Source organism: Asanoa sp. NPDC049475 (assembly GCF_040676915.1).
In the GTDB taxonomy this organism is placed as follows: Bacteria; Actinomycetota; Actinomycetes; order Mycobacteriales; family Micromonosporaceae; genus Asanoa.
In genome coordinates, this window is sequence record NZ_JBFAPY010000006.1 from 268,636 (window position 1) to 288,572 (window position 19,937).

The 19,937-nt window shown below is 71.3% G+C and carries 17 protein-coding genes; 7 read left to right on the forward strand and 10 right to left on the reverse strand.

Going from position 1 to position 19,937, the window contains the following annotated elements; translation table 11 throughout:
* Positions 1-39 precede the first annotated feature (39 nt).
* Both xylB and xylA read right to left on the reverse strand, forming a co-directional pair.
* Entirely contained in the window at positions 40-1,443 is a 1,404-nt protein-coding gene (gene xylB, locus AB0J88_RS25450) for a xylulokinase (RefSeq protein ID WP_364351865.1), read from the reverse strand.
* A gap of 70 nt (positions 1,444-1,513) precedes the next feature.
* Entirely contained in the window at positions 1,514-2,704 is a 1,191-nt protein-coding gene (gene xylA, locus AB0J88_RS25455; protein WP_364351862.1) for a xylose isomerase, read from the reverse strand.
* An 87-nt stretch (positions 2,705-2,791) separates the two neighbouring features.
* On the opposite strand from xylA, the gene AB0J88_RS25460 reads away from it, so the two are divergent.
* On the forward strand, positions 2,792-3,964 hold the full coding sequence (locus AB0J88_RS25460; protein WP_364351859.1) for an ROK family protein: 1,173 nt from the start codon (positions 2,792-2,794) through the stop codon (positions 3,962-3,964).
* Here AB0J88_RS25460 and AB0J88_RS25465 read toward each other — a convergent pair.
* Positions 3,961-4,431 carry a MarR family transcriptional regulator gene (locus tag AB0J88_RS25465; protein ID WP_364351856.1) on the reverse strand — a complete coding sequence of 157 codons (471 nt, stop codon included), beginning with the start codon at positions 4,429-4,431 and terminating at the stop codon, positions 3,961-3,963. The genes AB0J88_RS25460 and AB0J88_RS25465 overlap by 4 nt on opposite strands.
* A 56-nt stretch (positions 4,432-4,487) precedes the next feature.
* On the opposite strand from AB0J88_RS25465, the gene AB0J88_RS25470 reads away from it, so the two are divergent.
* On the forward strand, positions 4,488-5,630 hold the full coding sequence (locus AB0J88_RS25470; RefSeq protein ID WP_364351853.1) for a PP2C family protein-serine/threonine phosphatase: 1,143 nt from the start codon (positions 4,488-4,490) through the stop codon (positions 5,628-5,630).
* Here the strand turns inward: AB0J88_RS25470 and AB0J88_RS25475 are convergent.
* The 3 genes from AB0J88_RS25475 to AB0J88_RS25485 all read right to left on the reverse strand — a co-directional run bounded on the left by AB0J88_RS25475 (position 5,624) and on the right by AB0J88_RS25485 (position 10,246).
* Positions 5,624-7,129 carry a sugar transferase gene (locus AB0J88_RS25475; RefSeq protein ID WP_364351850.1) on the reverse strand — a complete coding sequence of 502 codons (1,506 nt, stop codon included), beginning with the start codon at positions 7,127-7,129 and terminating at the stop codon, positions 5,624-5,626. The two genes, AB0J88_RS25470 and AB0J88_RS25475, sit on opposite strands and share 7 nt — an antisense overlap.
* A gap of 147 nt (positions 7,130-7,276) precedes the next feature.
* Positions 7,277-9,028 (reverse strand): VWA domain-containing protein, encoded by a 1,752-nt coding sequence (locus AB0J88_RS25480; protein ID WP_364352090.1) that lies wholly within the window; start codon positions 9,026-9,028, stop codon positions 7,277-7,279.
* A gap of 147 nt (positions 9,029-9,175) precedes the next feature.
* Positions 9,176-10,246: a lactonase family protein gene (locus AB0J88_RS25485; RefSeq protein WP_364351847.1), complete on the reverse strand. Its 1,071-nt coding sequence runs from the start codon at positions 10,244-10,246 to the stop codon at positions 9,176-9,178.
* Between the two features lie 66 nt (positions 10,247-10,312).
* Here AB0J88_RS25485 and AB0J88_RS25490 point away from each other — a divergent pair, with 66 nt between their 5' ends.
* The 5 genes from AB0J88_RS25490 to AB0J88_RS25510 all read left to right on the forward strand — a co-directional run bounded on the left by AB0J88_RS25490 (position 10,313) and on the right by AB0J88_RS25510 (position 16,228).
* On the forward strand, positions 10,313-10,963 hold the full coding sequence (locus AB0J88_RS25490; protein WP_364351844.1) for a GntR family transcriptional regulator: 651 nt from the start codon (positions 10,313-10,315) through the stop codon (positions 10,961-10,963).
* A gap of 5 nt (positions 10,964-10,968) precedes the next feature.
* Positions 10,969-11,673, forward strand: coding sequence for a (Fe-S)-binding protein (locus tag AB0J88_RS25495; protein ID WP_364351841.1), 705 nt, complete (start codon positions 10,969-10,971; stop codon positions 11,671-11,673).
* Positions 11,670-13,112: a LutB/LldF family L-lactate oxidation iron-sulfur protein gene (locus AB0J88_RS25500; RefSeq protein ID WP_364351838.1), complete on the forward strand. Its 1,443-nt coding sequence runs from the start codon at positions 11,670-11,672 to the stop codon at positions 13,110-13,112. The genes AB0J88_RS25495 and AB0J88_RS25500 overlap by 4 nt, the downstream gene beginning before the upstream one ends.
* The gene (locus AB0J88_RS25505) at positions 13,096-13,725 is read left to right on the forward strand and encodes an LUD domain-containing protein (RefSeq protein ID WP_364351835.1); all 630 of its coding nucleotides are present in this window, start codon (positions 13,096-13,098) and stop codon (positions 13,723-13,725) included. The genes AB0J88_RS25500 and AB0J88_RS25505 overlap by 17 nt, the downstream gene beginning before the upstream one ends.
* A gap of 229 nt (positions 13,726-13,954) precedes the next feature.
* Positions 13,955-16,228 (forward strand): glycoside hydrolase family 6 protein, encoded by a 2,274-nt coding sequence (locus AB0J88_RS25510; RefSeq protein WP_364351833.1) that lies wholly within the window; start codon positions 13,955-13,957, stop codon positions 16,226-16,228.
* A gap of 28 nt (positions 16,229-16,256) precedes the next feature.
* Here AB0J88_RS25510 and AB0J88_RS25515 read toward each other — a convergent pair whose 3' ends face one another.
* Genes AB0J88_RS25515 through AB0J88_RS25530 form a run of 4 tightly spaced genes read right to left on the reverse strand, consistent with a single transcriptional unit; the run spans position 16,257 to position 19,819 of the window.
* Entirely contained in the window at positions 16,257-17,486 is a 1,230-nt protein-coding gene (locus AB0J88_RS25515) for a DUF6596 domain-containing protein (RefSeq protein WP_364738025.1), read from the reverse strand.
* Entirely contained in the window at positions 17,476-17,829 is a 354-nt protein-coding gene (locus tag AB0J88_RS25520) for a YciI family protein (RefSeq protein ID WP_364351830.1), read from the reverse strand. The genes AB0J88_RS25515 and AB0J88_RS25520 overlap by 11 nt, the downstream gene beginning before the upstream one ends.
* A gap of 11 nt (positions 17,830-17,840) precedes the next feature.
* Complete coding sequence (locus AB0J88_RS25525; RefSeq protein WP_364351827.1) at positions 17,841-18,158, reverse strand: hypothetical protein; 318 nt, start codon at positions 18,156-18,158, stop codon at positions 17,841-17,843.
* A gap of 5 nt (positions 18,159-18,163) precedes the next feature.
* Positions 18,164-19,819, reverse strand: coding sequence for a sodium:solute symporter family protein (locus AB0J88_RS25530; protein ID WP_364351824.1), 1,656 nt, complete (start codon positions 19,817-19,819; stop codon positions 18,164-18,166).
* Positions 19,820-19,937: the final 118 nt, after the last annotated feature.

The following is a 19,937-nucleotide window of genomic DNA, read 5'->3' on the forward strand; positions in this document are numbered from 1 at the left end:
CGCTGTCCGACGGTAGCGCTGTGGAGCGAGTGTTACGAGTTAAGCGGCCGGGCGGTCGTGGACGAGTTCGCGGACGGCGGCGTACTGCTCGCGGATCGCCGGCACCGGACGGCCGTCGTAGCTCTCACTCCGGCCGGTCGCCCACGCGGGCGGGGCCGGCTGGTCGGAGACGGCCCACGCGGCCTGGCGGGCGGCGCCGTCGGCGACGTACTCGCCGGGCTCTGGCACGACGACACCGCAGCCGAAGACCTCCGGAGCGATCCGGCGGACCGCCTCGCTGCGCGCACCGCCACCGATCAGGATCACGCGGTTGACCGCGGCGCCCTCGGCGATCAGCGCGTCGAGGCCGTCGGCGAGCGCGCAGAGCATGCCTTCGACCGCGGCCCGGGCGAAGTGCGCCGGCGTCGAGGTCTTCAGGGTCAGCCCGTGCACGGCGCCGGTCGACAGCGGCCGGTTCGGGGTCCGCTCGCCCTCCAGGTACGGCACCATGACCAAGCCGTCGGACCCGGACGGGACCTGGCCGGCCAGCTCGGCGAGCCGGCTGTGGGTCACGCCGAGCATCGCGGCCGCGGCGTCGAGCACCCGGGCCGCGTTGAGCGTGCAGACCAGCGGCAGGAAGCGACCCGTGGCGTCGGCGAAGCCGGCCACGATGCCGCTCGGGTCGGCGGCGGGCAGGTCGGCCACGCTGAACACCGTCCCGGACGTGCCGATCGAGACGACCACGTCGCCGGGCTGGGCGCCGACGCCCAGGGCGGCCGCCGCGTTGTCGCCGGTGCCGGCGCCGAGCACCGCGCCGCTGGGCAGCCGGCCGGCGTGGCCGGTCGGGGCCAGCACGGTCGGCACCTGGGGCTCCCGGCCGAACGCGAGCGACAGCAGGTCGGGCCGGTAGACGCCGGTGGCCGGCGACCAGTAGCCCGTGCCGCTCGCGTCACCGCGGTCGGTGCGCAGGTCGGCCAGGGCGCCCGTGCCGCCCAGCCGCCAGGTCAGCCAGTCGTGCGGCAGGCAGACGGCGGCCGTGCGGTCGGCGTTGTCGGGCTCGTGCTCGGCCAGCCAGCGCAGCTTGGTGACGGTGAAGCTGGCCACCGGGACCGAGCCGACCGCGTCGGCCCAGGCCTTCGGGCCACCGAGCTCGGCGGTCAGGTCGGAGGCGGCCTGCGCCGAGCGGGTGTCGTTCCACAGCAGGGCGGGGCGGACCACCTCGCCCTGCTCGTCGAGACAGACCATGCCGTGCTGCTGGCCGCCGACCGCGACCGCGGCGACGTCGTCGAGCCCGCCGGCCTGGCGGCTGGCCTCGTTCAGGGCGCGCCACCACGCGTCCGGGTGCACCTCGGTGCCCTCCGGGTGCGTGGCACGCCCCTCACGGACCAGCGCGCCGGTCTCGGCGTCGCGGATCACTACCTTGCACGACTGCGTGGACGAGTCGATGCCGGCGACCAGCGGCATGGTCAGATCTCCCCTCTGCGGGTTTCGATTTGGATCTGCGACGTCCGGAGGACCAGGCGCCTTCGGAGAATCAGCCCCGGGCGCCGAGCAGGTGCTCGACAGCCAGCTGGTTGAGGCGGACGAATCCGTAGCCCTTCGCACCGGCCGCGTCCGCGTCGAAGTCCTCGTACGACGCGCGGTCGGCCAGCAGGTCGGTGTAGCTCTCGCCGGTGCCCAGCGTCGGCTGGCTCAGCTCGCCGACCTTGCTGGCGGCCAGTGCCTCCTGCACCTCGGGGTCGGCCCGGAAGGCCTGCGCCCGCTCCTTGAGCAGCAGGTACATCCGCATGTTGGCGGCCGCCGAGTCCCAGACACCGTCGAAGTCCTCGGTGCGCGAGGGCTTGTAGTCGAAGTGCCGCGGGCCGTCGTAGCTCGGGCCGCCACCGGGCGCACCGTGCTCGATCAGGTCGACCAGGGCGAACGCGTTCATCAGGTCGCCGTGGCCGAAGACCAGGTCCTGGTCGTACTTGATGCCGCGCTGGCCGTTGAGGTCGAGGTGGAAGAGCTTGCCGTGCCACAGCGCCTGGGCGATGCCGTGCGCGTAGTTGAGCCCGGCCATCTGCTCGTGCCCGACCTCGGGGTTGAGGCCGACGAGCTCGTGGTGCTGGAGGCTCGAGATGAACGCGATCGCGTGGCCGACCGTCGGCAGCAGGATGTCGCCGCGCGGCTCGTTGGGCTTGGGCTCCAGGGCGAAGCGCAGGCCGAAGCCACGGTCGATCGAATACTGCGCCAGGAAGTCGACGCCCTCGCGGTAGCGGTCGAGGGCCGCCTGCACGTCCTTGGCCAGGTCGTATTCGGAGCCTTCGCGGCCGCCCCACATCACGTAGGTCTGCGCGCCGAGCTCGGCGGCCAGCTCCATGTTGCGCATGACCTTGCGCAGGGCGAACCGGCGGACGTCGCGGTCGTTGCTCGTGAAGCCGCCGTCCTTGAACACCGGGTGGGTGAACAGGTTGGTGGTCACCATCGGCACCACGATGCCGGTCTCGTCGAGCGCCTTGCGGAACCGGGCGATGTGCTCGGCGCGGCTCGAGTCGTCGGCGCCGAACGGGATCACGTCGTCGTCGTGGAAGGTCACGCCGTAAGCACCGAGGTCGGAGAGCCGGTGCACGGACTCCACCGGGTCCAGCGGCGGCCGGGTGGCGTCACCGAACGGGTCGCGGGCCGGCCAACCGACGGTCCAGAGACCGAACGAGAACTTGTCGGCGCGGGTGGGATCGGCTGCCATCAGGGCCTCCTCCAGAAGTGCGCATCATCGGCGCGGAATTTGTTTAGCGGTTGAATTATTTGACTGAGTCGTGGCAGTGTCAAGGGTGTGAACGGCGGATCACCGGTACGCCAGGCGAGCGTACGAGCGCACAACCTCGCCCTGGTGCTGCGTCAGGTGGCAGTCGCACCGAGGCCTCCGTCCCGGGCCGACCTGGCCTCGAGCACCGGGCTGACCAGGGCGACAGTCTCCGCGCTGGTCGACGACCTGGTCGGTGGCGGCCTGCTGGCCGAGGTGGGTCCAGCACCCCGGGCCGGCGCCGGGCGCCCTGCGGCGGGGCTCGTCCTGCACGCGTACGGCCCGGCCGGGCTCGGCCTGGAGATCAACGTCGACTACCTGGCCGGCTGCGTCGTCGACCTCACGGGCACGGTCCGGCACCGGGCCGTGGTGCCCGGCGACCAGCGCCCGCTGGACCCGGAAACCGTGCTGGCCGCGGTGGCCGACCTCGGCGCCCGGCTGCGGGCCGAGGCGGCGGCCGCCGGCCGCGTCGTCGCCGGAGTCGCGCTGGCCGTGCCGGGCCTGGTCTCCGGCACCGGCCTGATCCACCGCGCCCCCAACCTGGCCTGGCACGACGTCGACGCGGCGGGCACGCTGGCCGGCGGACCCCTGGGCGACCTGCCGGTGACCATCGACAACGAGGCCAACCTGGCCGCCCTGGCCGAGCTGCACGCCGACGGGCAGGGGCTCGACAGCTTCGTCTACGTGTCCGGCGAGATCGGCATCGGCGCCGGCATCGTGCTGCGGCGCGAGCTGTTCCGCGGCGCCCGGGGCTGGAGCGGCGAGCTCGGCCATGTCTGCGTGCGTCCCGACGGCCCGCGGTGCCGGTGCGGCGCCCTCGGCTGCCTGGAGCAGTACGCCGGCCAGGAAGCGCTGCTCCGTGACCTGCCGGCAGGCGAGGCCGGGCTGGCCCGCCTGCGGGCCGACGAGGACCTGGCGCAGCACCGGCTGCCGGCGGCCGGCACGTCGCTCGGTGTCGCGTTGGCCGGCGTGGTCAACATGCTCGACGTCGACACGGTGGTGCTCGGCGGGATCTTCGGGCCGCTGGCGCCCTGGCTGGCGCCGGCCGTCGAGGCGGAGCTGTCCCGGCGGGTGCTGACCTCGGCCTGGTCGCCGATGACCGTGCGGGCGTCGGCGCTGGGTCCGGCCGCGGCCGCGGTCGGTGCCGCCGGCGCGGTGGTCCGCGACATCGTGGCCGAGCCGGCCGAGTGGGTGCGTTCCTAGGCGGTGAGCGACTCGGACGGTGGCTTGGCCATCGCCTCGCTGAACTCGCTCAGCCCGCGCAGGAGCGCCTGCCGGGCGGCGGGGGTCATCTGGGCCAGTGTCTCGCTGAGTCGGCGGCGGCGCTCGGCGCGCAGCTCCTCGAGCAGCCGGTGGCCGACCTTGGTCAGGTGCAGGGCGATCTCGCGGCGGTCAGTGCGCCCGGGGAACCGCTCGATCATGCCGGCGGCGACCAAACGGTCGCACAGCCGGCTGGCCGAGGAGAGGATCATGCCTAGACTTCCCGCGAGACCACGTAGGTTGATCCCGTCGAACTCCTCCACCACGAGCATCGCGCGCAACTGTGACCCCGAAACGCGGTCAGCCGCACCTTCGCGTGCCGCGTCCCACACGGACAGCAGCGCTTCCGCCGCGCTGTCGATGGCGGCGGCCGCAGCGGCTGCGTCGGAGGACGCATGGTGATCGGCCATGGTGGGAAAACCCTACCCCGACGGCAGGTGCCGTCGCCTCGCCGAGGGGACCAGCGATGAACGAACGGTTAGTCGATGTCGAACGCGCGCTGTCGCGAGCCGAGGCTGACGCGCTCGTAGACCGCCTGAGCGAGCAGCTGGAGAAGCATTACGGCATCACCGAGGTGGAGCTTCTGCTGGTGGACTACCGGCTCTCCGCGCTGCTTCCGCTGAGCGGTGGCGAGGCGGTGACCAGGCCCGGCCACCCGGCCTGGCGGAGCTTCGACCACCAGTCCGAAGCTTTCGACGACTCCGTCCTGTATCTGCCGGTCACGATGCGCGGCGACCGGATCGGGGTGTTGCGACTGGCCCCCGTGACGGACGACGACGGCACGCCGAAGGGCGAGCTGGCCGAGGTGACCACCTATCTCGCGCACGAGCTCGCGGCGGTACGTGGCAGCACCGACCGCTACCTGGTCGCGGCCCGGGCTCGCCGGCTGACCCTGGCCGCCGAGATGCAGTGGGAGCTGTTGCCCGGACGCAGCCGGTCCCGTCCCTCGTTCGCGCTGGCCGGGCAGCTGGAACCGGCGTACGCGGTGCGCGGTGACAGCTTCGACTGGGCCGACGACGCACATCGGCTGTGGCTCTCGGCGGTGAACGGCTCCGGCGAGGGCATCGCGGCAGCGACGTTGACCAGCCTGGCGACGTTCGCCCTGCGCAACGCCCGGCGCGGCGGCCTGGACCTGGCCGACCAGGCCGCGCTGGCCGACCAGGCGGTCTTCGCGCACTACCGGGGCGAGCAGCACCTGGCGGCGCTGCTGCTGGAGGTCGACCTGGCCAGCGGCGTCGTCACCGCGGTGGACGCCGGCTCACCCCGGCTGCTCCTGCTGCGGGGCGAGGAGGTCAGCGACGTCGAGCTGGAGGCCCAGCTCCCGCTGGGCATGTTCGACGGCACCATCTATCGCCCGCAGACCTTCGAGCTGGAGGTCGGCGACCGGATGTTCGTGATCAGCGACGGCGTGTACGACGCGCTGGACCAGGCCGGCAGCCGGTACGGCGAGAGTGCGCTGACCAGGTTCGTCCGGCGCAGCCGCCACCGGTCGCCGCTGGACGCCGTGCGCGCGCTGCTCGGTGAGCTGCGCGCGCACGTGTCGACCGACCTCGTCGACGACGCCGTGGTCGTCTGCCTCGACTGGAACGGCCCGAAGGCCGGTCAGTAAGCGCCCCGGCTGGCGATGACCGCTCCGACCGTCTTCCACATGATGGCCAGGTCGGCGGTCAGGCTCCAGTTCTCCACGTAGTAGAGGTCGAGCCGGATGCCGTCTTCCCACGTCAGGTCGGAGCGCCCGCTGACCTGCCAGAGCCCGGTGATGCCCGGCTTGACCAGCAGCCGGCGGGCCACGTCGCCGTCGTAGCGGGCTACCTCTCGAGGCAGCGGCGGACGCGGCCCGACCAGGCTCATCTGGCCGAACAGCACGTTGGCGAGCTGGGGCAGCTCGTCGAGCGAGTAACGCCGGAGGAACCGGCCGACCCGGGTCACCCGCGGGTCGTCGCGCATCTTGAACATCAGCCCGTCGGTCTCGTTGCGCGCCCGCAGCTGCGCGAGCACCTCTTCGGCGTTGACCACCATGGTGCGGAACTTGAAGACGCCGAACTCCTTGCCGGACATGCCCACCCGGGTCTGCCGGAAGAACACTGGACCGCGGCCGTCGACCTTGATGGCGATCGCGATGGCCACCAGCAGCGGCGCGGCCAGGGTGAGCGCGACCAGCGCGGCGGCCCGGTCGAAGAAGCCCTTGACCAGCTTGCGGCCGCCACGGAACTCGGGCGCCTCGACGTGGATCAACGGCAGGCCGGCGACCGGCCTGGTGTGGATCCGCGGGCCGGCCACGTCGGTCAACGCGGGCGCCAGCACCATGTCGACACCGGTGCCCTCCAGCTGCCAGCCGAGCCGGCGCAGCCGGGTCGCGGTCAGCTCGGCCGAGGTGGTCACCGCGACCGTGTCGACGCCGGTCGACTCGACCGCCTCCAGCACGGTGCGGAACGAGCCGACGACCGGCACGTCGCCGAGCCGCTGCGGCACCGGCGCGATCAACGCGTCGGGAATGCACGCCCCGACCACGTGGTAGCCGGCGTAGGGCTCGCGGCGCAATGTCGCGACGAGCTCGTTGATGTGCACCGCGTCGCCGACCACGAGCACCTGGCGGGACCAGGCGCCGTCGCGCCGGCGGGCGTGGTGCAGCCACTTGCGCGCGGCGTAGCGGCCCAGCACCAGGCCGACGAGGCCCAGCGTGAAGGTCAACGCCAGGAACCAGCGCGCGACGCCGAGGTCGACCACGTAGCCGACGATGGCGATCGCGCCGGCCAGCCGGATGGTCGCGGCGGCGACCCGCCGGTATTCGTCGACGCCGTAGCCCATCAGCCGGGCGTCGTAACTGCGCATCAGCTTGAGCGAGACCAGCCAGACCAGGCCGAGGCCGACCATGATGAGGGCGTACGGCACGGAGTCGCGCGGTGCGCCGCCCCCGAACCCCTCGGACAGGTCACCGAAGCGGACGATGTAGCCGCCGACGAGCGCGAGGGTGACCATCGCGATGTCGACCAGAAAGACGGCGCGCACGTATGCGCGTAAGCGGGCCCGCACCAACGCCGCGTCGACGGCGTGGCGCCCGTTTTCCGGGCGCGTGGAAGCAGGGTTTACCAGCGTCGCCGACGTCACCAAGCCCTCCCCAGCTCGTGGGTGTCGACGCACCGGAGTGCGGTGCCTGGACATCTTCACCCATCCCCCGCTCTGGGGTGGAGCTGGGACGGAAAACCGTCACTTACTTGACGGCAGCCGTTAGCCAGCCTAACGACTGCCGCCGCGTCAGCGAGAGGTGTTGGGCCGCTTGGAGATGGCCTGCAGGAAGATGTCGCCGATCTTCGCCGGGTCCTTGGCGACGAACACGCCGCCGCCGGTGACCTTGGTGATCTGGTCCAGCGGACCGCGGTTCACCTCGTCACCGAGCCCGATGATGATCAGCTGCACCGGCTTCTGGTCATCCTTGATCGACTTGAGCTCGTTGAGCAGCCCGGCCTGGCTGATGCCGCCGTCCGGGTCGTCGTTGCCGATGCCGTCGGTGAGCATGACGATCGAGTTGACCCGACCGCTCTGCCAGCCCTTCTGCACGTTCTTGTAGGCGGCGAGGATCGTGTCGTACAGACCGGTGTCGCCGCCCTTCTTGGGCTGGATCGTGCTGAGCTTGCCGAGCAACTCGGACCGGCCGCTGGACACCGGCTGGATCGGCACCAGCTCCTTGTAGTCCTTGCCGCCGCCCAGGTTGCTGGAGAAGACCCAGAGGCCGACCGCCCAGTCGTCACTGAAGAGCCCGAGACCACGGGTCGCCGCCTGCTGGGTGAGCTTCATGCGGGTGGCGTTGCCGGCGCTGGGCACCTTGCCGCCCATCGTGCCGGAGATGTCGATGACCGCGAGCATCCGGGCCGGCAGCGTGACCGCCGTCCAGGTGGCCAGCGTGCGGTCGACCACGGCCGGGTCGGCGCTGCCGGCCGCCGTGCCGCCGGAGTCGGCGGACTTGGTCACCTGCGGGGTGCCGGCCGGGCTCGGTGCGCCGGCCGGCGCCTCGAAGCCGTCGCCCCAGGTGCCGTCGGCGGCACGCAGGTGCTGCGCACCGAGGTCGTCCTTGAAGTCCTTGGCGGTCAGCACGCGGAACAGGCCCTCGGCCGCCTTGGCCTTCATCGGGTCGGTGCCGGGCATCACCGCGTACGGGTAGTCCAGCGACGTCGGTGCGGGCTCGAGGTAGAGCGCGGCCAGCGGGATCGGCGGCTTCGCCGAGTTGTACTGGACGACGTCTTCCTCGGACAGCGGCGCGACGGACAGCGCCTGCGCGATGCTGGCCGGGTCGGTGGAACGCGGGAACTTGGCCAGCAGGTCCTCGCGGAGCGCCGACTTGCCGGAGGCCAGTGCGCGGAGCACCGCGGTCTGCGCCGACTGCGCCTGTGCGCCCAGCGTGCCCGCCTGGGCGCCGAGCGCCAGCAGGCCGGACAGGCCGGCGGCGTCACGGGTCGGCTCGACGATGCCGGGCTTGATCGAGGTGCCGGTGGTCAACTGGCCGAGCAGGTCGAGCCAGCTGATCTTCTTCTGCGGCCACCCGATCTGCTGGGCGACCGGCTCGGGCATGGCGACGACCACGGGGCTGCGGGCGATCGACTGGCCGTTGGTCGGCGAGAAGCCCTGCGCGGCGCTGGTCAGCCGCAGCAGCCAGGTCGACGAGTCCGGCACCCAGACGTCCGGCATCGTGGCGGTGCCGTTGGCGAGCCCGACGCCGGGAAGCGCGACGCCGTGCTTACCGGCGACCACCGCGGCGACGTCGACGGGCTCCTGCTGGATCACGTTGACCGCGACGCAGACGCCGTCGGCTTGAGCGCCGCCGTCGACCCACGCCTTCGCGGCTTTCTCGATGGCGGGCGCTATCTCGCTCGCCGCCGCGACGTTCAACTTCGCCTCGCCCGAACATCCGGGCTGGGATACCTGTCGGTACCCGAAGTAAACGCCAACGGAAACGAGCACCAGCGCCATCGCGGCAGCGATGACGCCAGCGCCGCGGAGCTTCATTCGCATGCGATGCCGGCCAGACACCCGACCATCTTGCGTACCCGACGGCATCGGCGATAGGTACGTTCGGCTTAAAGTTACGCAGGAGCAACGAACTTATCGGTTATCGTCACTTCCTGTAACTGTGTTACTCCGACGAGTTCGTGAAATCCCTTAGTCAGCAACGTTTTTCGCGGATCCCGAAATGACGGTCTCGCGCGGAGGTAACACGCAAGTCGGACTTGCGACAGGCACCGGGGCATCGACCATCGTCGGCACGCCGGTCCGCGGGTCGACCGCGAACACCGAGACAGAGTCGCCGAGTTGGTTGGCGATGTAGAGATGGTCGCCGGTCAACGCCAGATGCCTCGGCCACCGGCCGCCACAGTCGACCTCGGTGACCAGCCTCGGCGCGGCACCGTCCAGCGCGAACACCGACACCGTGTCGACACCGCGGGTCGCGACGTAGAGATAGCGGCCGTCGGCACGGCAGGCGATCTCCGACGGGAACTTCTCGCCGGACCGGGTGCTCGCCTCGAGCCGGTTGCGCTGGCGCCACTGCGTGCCGTCGAGCTCGAAGCTCGTGACCATCGCGTCCAGCTCACCGGTCAGGTACGCGCGGCGGCCGTCCGGGTGGCGGGCGATATGCCGCGGGCCGGTGGCCGGTGCGAGCCGCATCGGTTCGCCGGCCGGCACCAGCCGCTCGCCGTCGATCCGGTAGGGATAGAGGCCGTCGGTGCCCAGGTCGACCGCCACCAGCGGCCCGCCCGCCGGGTCGATCGAGATCATGTGCAGGTGCGGGCCGGCCTGCCGGTCGCGGTCGGGTCCGTGGCCTTCGTGGACGACCAGGTCGGTCCGCTCCCCCACGACGCCCGTCATCGGGTCCAGGGGATGCAGGGAGATCGAGCCGCTCGCGTAGTTGGCGGCGAGCAGATGCCAGCCGTCGGCGGTGACCGCGACGTGGCACGGCTCGGCCCCGCCGGTCTCGGCTCGCCCGTGCGGCCGCAACGGTCCTGGGCCGTCGACCGCCCAGCCGGTGACCTCGCCCTCGGCGAGCTCGTTGGCGGCATAGAGCACGGGCAGGGTCGGGTGCCAGGTCAGGAAGGACGGCGACGGGGTACGCGCGACCACGTCACCAGGTGTCAGCCGGCCCGAGCCCGGGTCGCGTCTGGCCGCGATGATCCCCTCGCCCGTACCGCCCGATTCCTTCGTGTAGCAGCCGAGGTAGACGATCTCGTCGGTCACGCGTTGATCCAATCACCGCGACCGGCGCGCTGCGGCCCGCCCGCGAATCCTATAGGATCTTTGATCGTGCAGCCCGCCCGACGGATCACCCTCACCGACGACGTTTACGCGGCGGTCCAGGCGCTGATCATGGACCACGAGGTGCAGCCCGGCGCCCGGATCAACATCGACGCGCTGGCTCGGCGGCTGGCCGTCTCACCGACCCCGGTGCGCGAGGCGCTGGCCCGCCTCGAGTCCGACGGGCTGGTCAGCAAGACGCCGCTGGTCGGCTACGCGGCCACGCCCCTGCTGACCCGCGCGCAGTTCGAGGAGCTGGTCGAGATGCGGCTGGTCCTCGAGCCGGCCGCCGCCGCCCGGGCCGCCGGCGCCGCCCTCGACCAGCCCGAGCTGACCGGTCTGCGTGGCGCGGCCGACCTGCCGGGGCCGGGCGATGCCGACGCGATCGCGGCGTTCACCGCACAGGACGCCCGCTTCCATCACCTGCTGGCCGAACTGTCCGGCAACCGGATGCTGCACGACGCGGTCGTGCGGCTGCGGGCGCACCTGCACCTGTTCCGGCTGCACTTCCCCAGCGCGCACTACGGCGTCAGCGCGAGCGAGCACCACCTGATCGTCGACGCGGTCGGTGCCGGCGACGCCGACGCTGCCGCCGCCGCGATGCGCGCCCACCTCACGGCGGCACGCGACCGCCACCTGCCCTTCTTCGAGAGCCGGTAACCCCGATGCGGATCGCCCTCTTCGTCACCTGCGTCAACGACCTGATGTTCCCGGACACCGGCAAGGCGGTGGTGACCGTGCTCGAACGGCTCGGGCACCAGGTCGAGTTCCCCCTCGACCAGACCTGCTGCGGGCAGATGCACGCCAACAGCGGCTACCGCGCCGAGACCCTGCCGCTGGTCGACAACTTCGTGCGGACCTTCTCCGCGTACGACGCGATCGTGGCCCCGTCGGCGTCCTGTGTGGCGATGGTCCGGGAGAGCTATCCGCGACTGGCGCCGTCGCCGGCTCTGGCGTCGGTCGCCTCGCGCACCTTCGAACTGTCCGAGCTCCTCGTCGACCAGTTGGGGGTGATCGACGTGGGCGCGCGGTTCCCGCACCGGGTGACGTACCACCCGACCTGCCACGGCCTGCGCATGCTGCGGCTCGGCGACCGGCCGAGGCAGCTGCTGTCGGCGGTCGAGGGGCTGACGCTGTCGCCGCTGTCGGGTGCCGAGGAGTGCTGCGGGTTCGGCGGGACGTTCGCCCTGAAGAACCCCGGCGTCTCGGGCGCGATGTTGGCCGACAAGTGCGCGGCCGTGTGCGACACCGGCGCCGAGTATCTGGCCGCCGCTGACAACTCCTGTCTTACCCACATCGGAGGCGGATTGTCCCGGTCGTCGGCACCCGTGACACCCATTCACTACGCGCAGATCCTGGCCTCGCGATGACGGGCACGGGGAACATCGTCACGCCGCTGCCGTTCCCGACGGCGGCCCGGCGGGAGTTGGGCGACCAGCAGCTGCGGCACAACCTGCGCAAGGCGACGCACACGATCCGCGACAAGCGGCTGCGGATGGTCGGCGAGGTGCCGGACTGGGAGCAGCTCCGGGTGGCGGGCGCGGCGATCAAGGACGACGTGCTGGCCCGGCTGCCGTCGTTGCTGGAGCAGTTCGAGGCCGCGGCCACGGCGGCCGGAGCGACGGTGCACTGGGCGCGTGACGCCGCCGAGGCGTGCGCGGTGGTCGCGGACCTGGTCGTCGCCACGGGAACCGCCGAAGTGGTCAAGGTCAAGTCGATGGCCACCCAGGAGATCGGGCTCAACGAGGCGCTGCAGGCGGTCGGCGTCCACGCGGTGGAGACCGACCTGGCCGAGCTCATCGTGCAGTTGGCCGACGACACCCCGTCGCACATCCTGGTGCCGGCGATCCACTACAACCGCACGCAGATCCGCGACATCTTCGCCTCCCGGATGCCCGGGGTCGACACCGCCGCCTTGACGGACGACCCGCCGGCGCTGGCGGAAGCGGCCCGTAGGCACCTGCGGTCCCGCTTCCTGTCGACCAAGGTGGGCATCTCCGGCGCCAACTTCGCGATCGCTTCCACCGGCACGCTGGCGGTGGTGGAGTCCGAAGGCAACGGCCGGATGTGCCTGACGCTGCCGGAGACGCTGATCTCGGTGGTGGGCATCGAGAAGCTGCTGCCCTCGTTCGCGGACCTCGAGGTGTTCCTCCAGTTGCTGCCGCGCTCGTCGACGGGCGAGCGGATGAACCCGTACACGTCGCTGTGGACGGGCGTGACGCCCGGCGACGGACCGCAGACGGTGCACATCGTGCTGGTCGACAACGGCCGCACGGACACGCTGGCGGACCCGGTCGGCCGGCAGGCGCTGCGCTGCATCCGGTGCTCGGCGTGCCTCAACGTGTGCCCGGTGTACGAGCGGGTGGGCGGGCACGCGTACGGGTCGGTCTATCCGGGTCCGATCGGAGCGATCCTGTCGCCGCAGCTGAGCGGTGAGGGCGCCAACCGCACGCTGCCGTACGCGTCGACCCTGTGCGGCGCCTGCTTCGACGCGTGCCCGGTCCGGATCGACATTCCACAGGTGCTCGTCCATCTGCGACAGTCCGGCGTGGACGCCGCGCGCGGCCGACCGTCGGCGGAGCGCACGGCGATGCGCACCATGTCCTATGTGATGCGCGACCGTCGCCGGTACTCGGCCGCCCTGCGCGCCGCCCGCCGTGGCGCGGCCCCACTGCGGATGGCGGCCGGCCGGCGAGGGACGCTGCGCCGGCTGCCGTGGCCGCTGTCGGCGTGGACCTCGGTGCGCGACGCCCCACTGCCGCCCAGGCAGACCTTCCGCGAATGGTGGACCCGTGAGCACTCCTCCTGACGCCCGCGCCGAGATCCTCCGCCGGGTCCGCACGGCGCAGCCGTCCACCCCGGTCGAGGTGCCGCGCGACTACGCCGCGGACGACGGGCCGGCCGGCGCCGACCTGGTGGACCTCCTGGTCGACCGCCTGGAGGACTACAAGGCCACGGTCCGCCGCTGCGGCGCCGGCGACCTGCCCTCGACGGTGGCCGGTCTGCTGACCGGGGTGCCGACGGCGGTGCTGCCGCCGGGGGCGCCGGACGGTTGGCTGTCTTCCTACCGCGGCACGGTGGCCCGCGACGGGGTCGACGCGTTGACGGTCGCGGACCTGGACGCACCCGGGGTGGCGGTGGTGACCGGCTGCGCGGTCGCGGTGGCCCAGACCGGCACCCTGATCCTCGACGCCGGCCCGGACCAGGGCCGCCGCCTGCTGACGCTGGTGCCCGACCACCACATCTGCGTGGTCCGGGTGGACCAGATCGTCGAACGCCTCCCGGCCGCTTTGCGCCGCCTGACGGACCCCACCCGCCCGCTGACGATGATCTCCGGTCCGTCGGCGACGAGCGACATCGAGCTCAACCGCGTGGAGGGCGTACACGGCCCCCGCCACCTGGACGTCGTGATCGTCGACTAGCCGTACCCATAGAGCGCTTGTGATGGAAGCGCTCCCATGGCAGACTCCTCATCGAGCCGCATCTACGTGGGTCGCACTGCATCGTCGCCGAGGGCACCGGGGTTCGTCTACTCCGGACGGCGGGGTGCGACGCCGCGCGCTGGCGCCTGACCGGGCCGGGCCGAGCAATCGCAAACCCAACCCCCATCCCCGGGTACGGACCCGGTCTGGCCAAGGAGAAGACACGGCAATGACACTGTCGATAAGACGGCGGCTGCTCGCCGTCGCCGGGGCCGGCCTGCTCGCCGCCACCGGCCTCGTCGCGACGTCGACGGCGGCTCAGGCGGCCGTCGCCTGCGACGTCACCTACACCACCAACGACTGGCCCGGCGGGTTCACCGCCAACGTCACCCTGAAGAACACCGGTGACGCGTTGACCAGTTGGACCCTCGGCTTCACCTTCCCGAACTCCAGCCAGCGCGTACAGCAGGGCTGGTCGGCGACCTGGACCCAGTCCGGCCAGAACGTGACCGCGCAGAGCCTGTCCTACAACGGCAACCTGGCGACCGGCGCGTCCACGTCGATCGGCTTCAACGGTGCCTGGAGCGGCAGCAACCCCAAGCCGACCTCGTTCACCGTCAACGGCACCACCTGCGGCGGCACGACGCCGACCAACACCGCTCCGACCGTGACGCTGACCAGCCCGTCCAGCGGCGCGAACTTCGCCGCCGGATCCGCGGTCTCGCTCGCCGCCACCGCCAGCGACGTCGAGGGACCCATCAGTCGCGTCGAGTTCCTGATCGACGGCACGGTGGTCAACAGCGACACCAGCTCCCCGTACGCGTACAGCGCCACCTCCGTCGCCTCCGGCAGCCACACCGCGGCGGCGCGGGCGTACGACAGTGCCGGCCTGTCCACCACGACCTCGGCCGTGCCCTTCACCGTCGGCGGCGGTTCGTCCACCCCGACGCTGCAGTCCAGCACCGGTGCCGTGAGCGTGCCCGAGGGCGGCTCAGCGAGCGTCACCTACCGGCTCAGCTCCGCGCCGAGCAGTTCGGTAGCCGTGTCACTGGCCAAGTCCGGTGACTCCGACATCACCATCTCGCCGACCAGCTTGACGCTGACCAGCTCCAACTGGAGCACCGGCGTGCCGGTCACCGTCAGCGCGGCGGAGGACAGCGACCAGACCAACGGCAGCGCGACGATCGCGGCGACCAGCTCCGCGGGCAACGTCAGCGTGACCGCGACCGAGTCCGACAACGACCAGCCCAGCAACGGGTCCAAGGTGGACAACCCGTACTCGGGTGCCCGCGGTTACGTCAACCCGGAGTGGTCCGCCAAGGCGGCCGCGGAGCCGGGCGGCACCCGGGTCTCCAACCAGCCGACCGCGGTGTGGATCGACCGGATCGCGGCCATCGAGGGCACCCCGGACAGCCAGTCCAACGGCCCGATGGGCGTCGAGGACCACCTGGACGCCGCGCTCGCCCAGGGCGCCGGCTACATCCAGTTCGTCATCTACAACCTGCCCGGCCGGGACTGCTCGGCGCTGGCCTCCAACGGCGAGCTCGGCGTCGACGAACTGCCTCGCTACCAGAGCGAGTACATCGACCCGATCGCGGCGATCATGAGCAACAGCAAGTACCGCAGTCTGCGGATCATCACGATCATCGAGATCGACTCGCTGCCGAACCTGGTCACCAACCTCAGCATCGCCAAGTGCGCGACCATGAACAGCAACGGTGGGTACGTCAACGGCGTCGGCTACGCGCTCAACAAGCTCGGCGCGATCCCCAACGTCTACAACTACATCGACGCCGCCCACCACGGCTGGATCGGCTGGGACAGCAACTTCCGCCCGACCGCTCAGAAGCTCAAGCAGGCGGCCACCGCCGCCGGCTCGACCGTCGACAAGGTGCACGGCTTCATCGTCAACACCGCCAACTACTCGGCGTTGCGCGAGCCGCACTTCACCATCAACACGACGGTTAACGGCCAGCAGATCCGGCAGTCCCGCTGGGTCGACTGGAACTTCTACGTCGACGAGCTGTCGTTCGCCCAGGCGTTCCGCACCGAGCTGGTCAGCCAGGGCTTCGCCTCGAACATCGGCATGCTGATCGACACGTCCCGCAACGGCTGGGGCGGATCGGCGCGACCGGCCGCACCGAGCACGTCGACCGACCTCAACACGTTCGTCGACCAGTCCCGCATCGACCGGCGGATCCACGCCGGCAACTGGTGCAACCAGAGCGGGGCGGGCCTCGGCGAGCGGCCGACGGCGGCGCCGGCGTCCGGCATCGACGCCTACGTCTGGGTCAAGCCCCCGGGTGAGTCCGACGGCTCGAGCCGCGAGATCCCGAACAACGACGGCAAGGGCTTCGACCGGATGTGCGACCCGACCTACGGCGGCAACTCGCTCAACGGCAACAACCCGACCGGCGCACTGCCCGACGCACCGATCTCCGGCGCGTGGTTCTCGGCGCAGTTCCGCCAGCTCATGGCGAACGCCTACCCACCGCTCTCGTAACGAGATGAGCCACGGGTCCCCGTTCCGGTCACGTCAGCCGGGGCGGGGACCCGTATCCATGTTCCGCCGCCCGGGCCAGCAGATAGGCCCGTTCCGCCGCGTTGCCGGCCAACTCGGCCGCCCGCGCGTACTCCTGCGCCGACTCCACGGACCGGCCCAGCCGGCGGAGCAGGTCGGCCCGGGCGGCGGGCAGCACGTGATAGCCGGCCAGCCGCGAGTCGGCCGCCAGCAGGTCGACGGCCGCGAGGCCCGCGGACGGTCCGGCCACCTCGGCGTACGCCATCGTCCGGGCCAACGCCGCCACCGGCGACGGGTGCACGGCCAGCAGGTCGTCGTAGAGCCGCACGATCGCCGTCCAGTCGGTGTCGGCGGCCTGCGGCGCCAGCGCGTGCACCGCGGCGATCGCCGCCTGGATGGCGTACGGGCCGCGCGGCTCGGGTCGCACCAGCGCGAGTCCCTCGGCGATCAGCCGCCGGTCCCACCGCGCCCGGTCCTGGTCGGCGAGCAGCACCGGAGCACCGGCGGTGTCCACCCGGGCCGGCCGGCGCGCCTCGGTCAGCAGCAGCAACGCCAGCAGGCCGACCACCTCCGGCTCGTCCGGCAGCAGCGCCGCGAGCACCCGGGACAGGTCGAGCGCTCGCGCCGTGACGCCGGCCGCCGTCAGCTCCTCGCCCCGCGGCGGCGTGTGGCCCTGGACGAAGAACAGGTAGACGGTGGCCAGCACGCTCGGCAGCCGCTCCGGGATCTCGTCCGGCGCCGGCACGCGGTACGGAATCCCCGCCGCCCGGATCTTCCGCTTGGCCCGCGTGACCCGGGCCGCCATCGTCGAGTCGGGCACCAGGAAGATCCGCCCGATGTCGGCCGTCGGCAGTCCGCAGACGACGTTGAGCGTGAGCGCGACCCGGGCGGCCAGGTCCAGCGCGGGGTGGCAACACGTGAACAGCAGCCGCAGCCGGTCGTCGGGGAACGGGTCGGTGGGACCCGGCTCGTCGACCACCAGCAGCGGCAGCCGGCTCTCCAGCGCGGAGACGTGCCGCCGGGCCGAGACCGCCTTGCGCCGGGCGGTGGTGGTCAGCCACGCGCCGGGGTTCGCGGGCACCCCGTTGGCACGCCACGCCGGCACCGCCGCCGCGAACGCCTCCTGCACCGCGTCCTGCGCTGCGTCCAGGTCGCGGGTCAGGCGCACCACCGTGGCGAGCACCTGGGCCCACTCACGGCGGTACGCCGTCGCCAGCGCGTCGTCGACGTCAGGTGTAATCGGTCATGTCCCAGATCGGCCGGATCTCGGTCACTGTTCCCGTCGGGCACCGCCGGGCCGCCTCGATCGCCTCGTCGAGATCCTTGGCGTCGATGATGTAGTAGCCGCCGAGGTGCTCCTTCAGCTCGGCGAACGGCCCGTCGGTGACCACCATCTCGTCGCCGACCTTGCGCAGGGTGGTGGCCGTGCTCGGGCCGCGCAGCGCTTCGCCGCCCACCTCGGTGATGCCGCGTTCCTTGAGCCACTTCGAGAACGCGTCGTGCTCGGCCAGGCTCGCCCGCAACTCGTCGGGATGTGCTTCCCAGTCGGTCTCGGGTTCGAAGAGCATGAGCATGTATTTCATGGCTTCCTCCTTCACCGGACCGACGCGTCGCCTCCTTCATTTTCGACATCGCGGCCGGATTCCGGGGGCGCGGGTGCTTCCGCCGGGGAAAGCCACTGCCACAGCAGGAACAGCAGGCCCACCGCCAGCATGGCCAACCCGGCCCACAGGTTGATTCGTACCCCCTGTGCCTTCTCGATGGCGTTGGAACCGTCGAAGGCGCCGACCAGGGTGACGATCACGCCGTACACCACGAACAACCCGCCGATCACACGGCGGACGTCGAACATCCGCGCGGCGGCCGAGCGGCGCTCTTCCTCGTTGTCGCCGAGCAGTTCCTCGTCACTCATCGCCCTCACCAGACCGGGATGTAGAACAGCAGGGACAGGGCCAGCGCGACGCCGCCGAGCAGCAGCGGCGAGCGGTACCAGGCCGCGTCGCCGGCGATCACGTCACCCCGCAGGTCGACACCGCCGAGCCCGCGGACCAGCCCGCGCAGCTCGCCCTCGGGCTTCGGCGCGGTGAACCGGCTGATCACGAACGCCGCCACGAGCACGGTCACGAACGCGAGGCCGGCACCCCAGAAGCTCTCCTCCAGGTCGGTGTCGAACGGCAGGGCACCACCGAGATAGAGGAGGTACGTCAACAGGGCCACGACCGTGCCGGACAGCAGCGACCAGAAGCCGGCCGCGGCGGTCATCCGCTTCCAGAACATGCCGACGATGAACGTGGCGAACAGCGGGGCGTTGAAGACCGAGAACAGGGCCTGGATGTAGTTCATGATGTTGGAGAACCCGGCGGCGATGAACGCGGTGCCGATGCCGACCACGATGCCGCCGACCGTCGCGATCCGGCCGACCTTGATGTAGTACTCGTCTGAGCGCTCCTTCTTCACGTACGTCTGCCAGATGTCGTACGTGAAGACGGTGTTGAACCCGCTGACGTTGGCTGCCATGCCGGCCATGAACGAGGCCATCAGGCCGGTGACCGCGATCCCGAGCACGCCGTTGGGCAGCAGGTCGCGCATCAGCAACGGGATCGCGTTGTTGTAGACCAGGTCGCCCTTCTCGGCGCCGAGCCCTTGCACCGTGACCACCGCGATCATGCCGGGGATGATGGTCACGAGCGGGATGAGCAACTTCGGGTACGCGGCGATCAGCGGCGTGCGCCGGGCGGCACTCATGTTGCGGGCGGAGAGCGCGCGCTGCACCTCGGCGAAGTTGGTGGTCCAGTAGCCGAACGAGAGCACGAAGCCGAGCCCGAACACGATGCCGAGCCAGTGCGCGCCGAGCGGGTTGTCCGACGACCCCGTGTTGGCCCAGGCGTGCAGGCCGGCCTCGCCGAGGTCGCTGTTTCGCACCTTGTCGAACAGGCCGTCGATGCCACCGACCTTGACCAGGCCGATCACGGTGATCGGGATGAGTCCGGCCAGGATGACGAAGAACTGGAGCACCTCGTTGTAGATCGCCGAGGTCAGGCCGCCGATGCTGATGTAGGTCAGCACGATCGCGGCACCAACGATGATCGAGATCCAGAGCGGCCAGCCGAGGAGCGCGTCGAGCACGAGGGCCAGCGCGTAGAGGTTGACGCCGGCGATCAGCACCTGCGCCACCGCGAAGGTGATCGCGTTGAGCAGGTGGGTCGGGCGGTTGAAGCGCAGCCGGAGATACTCGGGCACCGAGCGGACCTTGGAGCCGTAGTAGAACGGCATCATCACGATGCCGAGGAAGACCATCGCCGGCACGGCGCCGATCCAGTAGTAGTGCGTGGTCATGATGCCGTACTGGGCACCGTTGGCGGCCATCCCGATGATTTCCAGGGCGCCGAGGTTGGCGGAGACGAACGCGAGACCGGTCACCCAGGCCGGCAGCGAGCGCCCGGAGAGGAAGAAGTCGACGCTGGTCCTGATCGCGCGCCGGGCGGCGAAACCCACCCCGAGCACGGTCACGAAGTACAGCGTCAGCAGGGTGTAGTCCAGCCAGTTCAGATCCAGCCGCAGCCCACCGTCCACACCGTCCCCTTTCGACCGCCGGTCCGAACGGCTCGGATCGATCCGTGGGCGACGTACCCGGGAGGCAGTTCCTGAAAACTCCTCGGCTTCGCGAACCGTCGCATTCCGCGGTGCGTGG